The 5002-nt window shown below is 72.2% G+C and carries 4 protein-coding genes; 2 read left to right on the plus strand and 2 right to left on the minus strand.

The window, feature by feature from the left end:
* The first annotated feature begins 89 nt into the window (after positions 1-89).
* Positions 90-1436, plus strand: coding sequence for an amidase (locus RZ84_RS22735; RefSeq protein ID WP_052230104.1), 1347 nt, complete (start codon positions 90-92; stop codon positions 1434-1436).
* A 229-nt stretch (positions 1437-1665) separates the two neighbouring features.
* Here RZ84_RS22735 and RZ84_RS22740 read toward each other — a convergent pair whose 3' ends face one another.
* Together RZ84_RS22740 and RZ84_RS22745 are read right to left on the minus strand one after the other, a co-directional pair.
* Entirely contained in the window at positions 1666-2292 is a 627-nt protein-coding gene (locus RZ84_RS22740; RefSeq protein WP_241777813.1) for a TetR/AcrR family transcriptional regulator, read from the minus strand.
* Positions 2293-2755: 463 nt separating this feature from the next.
* On the minus strand, positions 2756-3490 hold the full coding sequence (locus RZ84_RS22745) for a PAQR family membrane homeostasis protein TrhA (protein ID WP_043265840.1): 735 nt from the start codon (positions 3488-3490) through the stop codon (positions 2756-2758).
* Between the two features lie 238 nt (positions 3491-3728).
* Between RZ84_RS22745 and RZ84_RS22750 the strand changes: the two genes are divergently transcribed.
* Positions 3729-5002, plus strand: a 1274-nt coding sequence (locus RZ84_RS22750) for a phosphoenolpyruvate carboxykinase (GTP) (RefSeq protein ID WP_241777814.1), incomplete at its 3' end; no start/stop codon positions are given.

The raw sequence follows: 5002 nt of genomic DNA on the forward strand, positions 1-5002 counted from the left end.
CGCGGCGCCGGCGGGGGCGGTCGCAGTCGGGCACGCCCGCGGGCGTCGGTCTTCCGGGGGATTGCCGGTCCCGGCGGTAGCCTGCGCGGGTGACGACCTTGCTGGGGTACCGCTCTCTTGTCCAGGAGGCCGCGGCGCTGCGGTCCGGCGCGGCCGACCCCGTCGACGCGGTGCACCGCTCGTGCGACCGGATCGACGCCGTCGATCCGTACGTCCGGGCCTTCGTGCCGGAGGACGGGCGGCGCAGCCGGCTCCTGGCGGCGGCGCGGGAGCTTGCGGCGGACGGCCCGCCGGACCCGGCCCAACGGCCCGCCCTCTATGGCGTACCGGTCGGGATCAAGGACATCGTGCACGTCGACGGGCTGCCCACCCGGGCGGGTTCCGCGCTGCCGCCCGAGGAACTGGGGGGTGCGCAGGCCGCCGTAGTGGACCGGCTGCACGCCGCCGGGGCGCTGATCGCGGGCAAGACGGTGACCGCGGAGTTCGCGGTCACCGCCCCCGGGCCGACCCGCAATCCGCACAACCCGGCGCATACGCCCGGTGGTTCGAGCAGTGGTTCGGCCGCGGCGGTCGCCGCCGGGATGGTGCCGCTGGCCATCGGGACGCAGACCGTCGGCTCGATGATCCGCCCCGCCGCGTACTGCGGAGTGGTCGGCTTCAAGCCGTCCTACGGGCGGATCCCGGTCGGCGGCGTGATCCCCAACGCCGTCAGTTTCGACACCCTCGGGTGCTACGCGGCGGATGTGGCGGGGGTCGCGCTGGCCGCCGCCCTGCTCTGCGACGGGTGGGCACCGGACGCGGAAGGGCCGCGACGGCGCCCTGTGCTGGGCGTGCCGGTCGGCCCCTATCTGGAGCGCGCCGGTGCCGAGGCCCTGCGCGCCTTCGAGGAGCAGCGGGCGACGCTCGCCGCGGCCGGGTACGAGGTGCGCGAGGCGCCCGTGCTGGACGACTTCGAGCAGGTCGTCGCGCAGCTCTTCACGATGAACCGCTACGAGGTCGCGCGGGCACACACCCGGTGGTTCGGGCGGTACGCCGACCGCTACCGGGAGCAGACCGCGGCGGCCATCCGCCGGGGTCACACGATCGGGGACGCCGACTACGAGGCGGCTCGGGTGCGGCGCGCCGCTTTCCGCGAGCGGCTCGCGGCGGACGCGGCGACCGCCGGGATCGACCTGTGGATCGCCCCGTCGGCCACCGGACCGGCGCCCGCCGACCTCACCACCACCGGGTCGTCGATCATGTGCCTGCCCTGGAGCAACGCCGGGCTGCCGGCCGTCGGCCTGCCCGCCGGACGCGCCGCCAACGGGCTGCCGCTAGGGCTCCAACTGGTGGGCGCGCCCGGCGCGGACGAGGAGCTGCTGTACGGGGCGGCCGGTATCGAGCGCGCGCTCAACGGGGCGGCGCGGGCGGACGCGGACGCGGTGGACCGGCCCTAGGCCCTGTCGTCGAACTCCCGCCTGCCGGGCGACGTCCTGCACGTGCCCCCACCCTCGAACCGGCTTCGCACGGCGCGGGCGGGGGCCCCTTCGCCGCACCGGGCGACGGCCCCGGTTACTTCCAGTACAGGGGCCGTCGTCCGGCACGCGGAGAGCACGCACCGGACGCCGCCCGGCCCGCCCTTCGGGCGGACGACGGGAGTGTGACGACAGGACCTGGCGGGCGCGCTCACAGAGTGAGGCCGCGCCCCAGTACGTCCATCGTCCGGTCGATCAGCGCCTCCAGGCTCGCGGACGGGCCCTCCGCCACCCAGCGCAGCATCGCCTCCTGGAGGGCGGCGAGGATGGCCGCGCTGATGACCCGTACCTCCAGGTCGTCGGCCGGGCGGCCGGTGCGCTCGGCCAGGGCGGCGCCGATGATCTCGGCCTCCCGGGCGTGGTTCTCCGCCGTCCGGCCGCGGATGGCGGGCACATCGCGGATCAGCCGGGCGCGCTGGGCGAGTTCGGTACGGTCGTCGGCGGTCATCCGGTGCAGCGCCGCGACGGCGACGTGCCGCACGGACTCGACCATCGGCTCACCGGCGGGGCGGGCGCGGATCCCCGCCTCCAGTGCGGCGTCGTAGTCGTCCATGAGCACGATGTCTTCCTTGGTGGGGAAGTAGCGGAAGACCGTGCTGGGCGAGACGTCCGCGGCGGCGGCGATCCGGTCGACCGGGGTCGCGTCGTATCCCTGCTGCTCGAAGAGCCGGAAGGCGGCCCGGCGGATCGCCTGCCGGGTCTGGATCTTCTTCCGCTCCCGCAGCCCGGCCTTCGGTGTCCCGGGCGGTGGTGAGGCGGGTGTGCGCGCGAAGACCATGCGGATCATTGTCGGGCATCGGGTCGCGCCGGGGGCATGGGCAGTGCCCGCGTGCCATGCCCGTGCCACCTTTCCGGGGCCGGTGATTTCGCGCCGCGCTTCCCGCCCTCTGGTGCCCGGAATGTGCACACATCGGCGCATTGATAAATCTCTGACTGTCAGTGGAGTGTGTCACGATGCGAGGTGGGAATGATTACTGTCAGTGACATTCGGAGGGGTTTTCGGAGGGAGGGTCGAGATGCGGCCGGTCATTCATGGATATGCCGCACTCGCCGCCGCGCTGTGTGTCGGCGGCTTCCTGCTCGGCGGAGGTGCGCTGGTCTCCGCCCTGGTCGTGACCGGACTGGCGGTCCTGACATGGCAGGTGGCCGCGGCGTCACGGCCGCGGCCACGGTGGCGCGGAAGACCGGCCGGAGGGCCGGCGGGCGGATCCGGGGTGCCGGCCGTGCGGCGCCGGGCCGCCTCAGGCGTGCGTATACGCCACGAGGGAGATGCCGACGTAGTGCACGACAAAGGCCGCCAGCGTGAAGGAGTGGAAGACCTCATGGAAGCCGAACCACCGGGGTGAGGGGTTGGGGCGCTTGATGCCGTAGATGACGCCGCCCGCGCTGTAGAGCAGCCCGCCGACGATGACGAGGACGAGGACGGCGATGCCGCCGGTGCGCAGGAAGTCGGGCAGGAAGAAGACCGCGGCCCAGCCCATCGCGATGTAGCAGGGGGTGTAGAGCCAGCGCGGCGCGCCGACCCAGAAGACGCGGAACGCGATGCCCGCCAGGGCGGCGGCCCAGACCGCCCAGAGGAGAGCCTGGCCACGGGTGCCGGGCACCAGGAGCATCGTCAGCGGCGTATAGGTGCCCGCGATGATCAGGAAGATGTTGGCGTGGTCGAGCCGGCGCAGTACGCCGTCGACCCGCGGGCTCCAATTGCCGCGATGGTAAAGGGCGCTGACGCCGAAGAGCAGGCAGGCGGTGAGCGTGTAGATCGCGCAGGCCAGGCGTCCGCGGGGGCTGTCGGCGAGCGCGGTCAGCAGGATGCCGGAGAGGAGGACCGCGGGGAACATTCCCGCGTGCAGCCAGCCGCGCAGCTTGGGCTTGAGCGGCGCGGCCACGGTGGCCACCGCGGCGAGCGCGGAGCCCGCGCCGGCCTCGGACGGCGCGGACGGGGGGCGGCTTTCGGCGGCGTCAGGCGCGGAAGTCATGGCGGCAATGCTACCTACGCAACCGTAAGTTATGGATCGTCCTGAAGTGGTGACGGTCACCACTGCTCCCCCTGGACAGAGCCGAATCGGGGGCGGATGATCAAATGAGTGCGGTCGGCACCGGATGAGCGGTCACGAAGCATCCGGGTCGCGGCCCCCAAGGGGCAGACAAGTAAAAGAAGCGGTTTCCTGGCATGACAGGCAGAAGCCGTCCAGAACCCCTCAACTAGGAGCGATCGTGGCGCGCGACAACGCGGCTCCCCCCATCCCGACCCGTCACCAGGGCCTTATCTCCTGGGTCGATGAGATCGCGGCGATCACCCAGCCCGACCGGGTCGTCTGGTGTGACGGCTCGGAGGCGGAGTACGAGCGTCTGTGCGAAGAGCTCGTCGACAAGGGCACGTTCAAGAAGCTCGACCCGATCAAGCGCCCCAACTCGTACTACGCCGCCTCCGACCCGACGGACGTGGCGCGAGTCGAGGACCGCACCTTCATCTGCTCGGAGAAGGAAGAGGACGCCGGACCGACCAACCACTGGAAGGCCCCCGCCGAGATGCGGGAGATCTTCGCCGGTGAGCAGGGCGTCTTCCGCGGCTCCATGAAGGGCCGGACGATGTACGTCGTCCCGTTCTGTATGGGTCCGCTGGGGTCCCCGCTCTCCGCGCCGGGCGTGGAGATCACCGACTCCGCTTACGTCGCCGTCTCGATGCGCACCATGACGCGGATGGGCCAGGCGGTCCTCGACGAGCTGGGGGAGGACGGCTTCTTCGTCAAGGCCGTGCACACCCTCGGCGCCCCGCTGGCCGAGGGCGAGGCCGACGTGCCGTGGCCGTGCAACTCCACCAAGTACATCTCGCACTTCCCCGAGGCGCGCGAGATCTGGTCGTACGGCTCCGGCTACGGCGGCAACGCCCTGCTGGGCAAGAAGTGCTACGCGCTGCGCATCGCCTCCGTCATGGCCCGGGACGAGGGCTGGCTCGCCGAGCACATGCTCGTCCTCAAGCTGACCCCGCCGCAGGGCGAGGCCAAGTACGTCGCCGCCGCGTTCCCGAGCGCCTGCGGCAAGACCAACCTGGCCATGCTGGAGCCGACGATCCCGGGCTGGACCGTCGAGACCATCGGTGACGACATCGCCTGGATGCGCTTCGGCGAGGACGGCCGGCTCTACGCGATCAACCCCGAGGCCGGTTTCTTCGGCGTCGCGCCCGGCACCGGCGAGCACACCAACGCCAATGCCATGAAGACCCTCTGGGGCAACTCCGTCTTCACCAACGTCGCCCTCACCGACGACGGCGACGTCTGGTGGGAGGGCATGACCGAGGAGACCCCGAAGCACCTCACGGACTGGAAGGGCAACGACTGGACGCCCGACTCAGGTGTCCCGGCCGCGCACCCCAACGCCCGCTTCACCGTTCCGGCCGCCCAGTGTCCGACCATCGCGCCCGAGTGGGAGGACCCGAAGGGCGTGCCGATCTCGGCCATCCTCTTCGGCGGCCGGCGGGGCCGCGCCCC

The organism is Streptomyces sp. CT34 (assembly GCF_000805335.1).
Classification (GTDB): Bacteria; Actinomycetota; Actinomycetes; order Streptomycetales; family Streptomycetaceae; genus Streptomyces.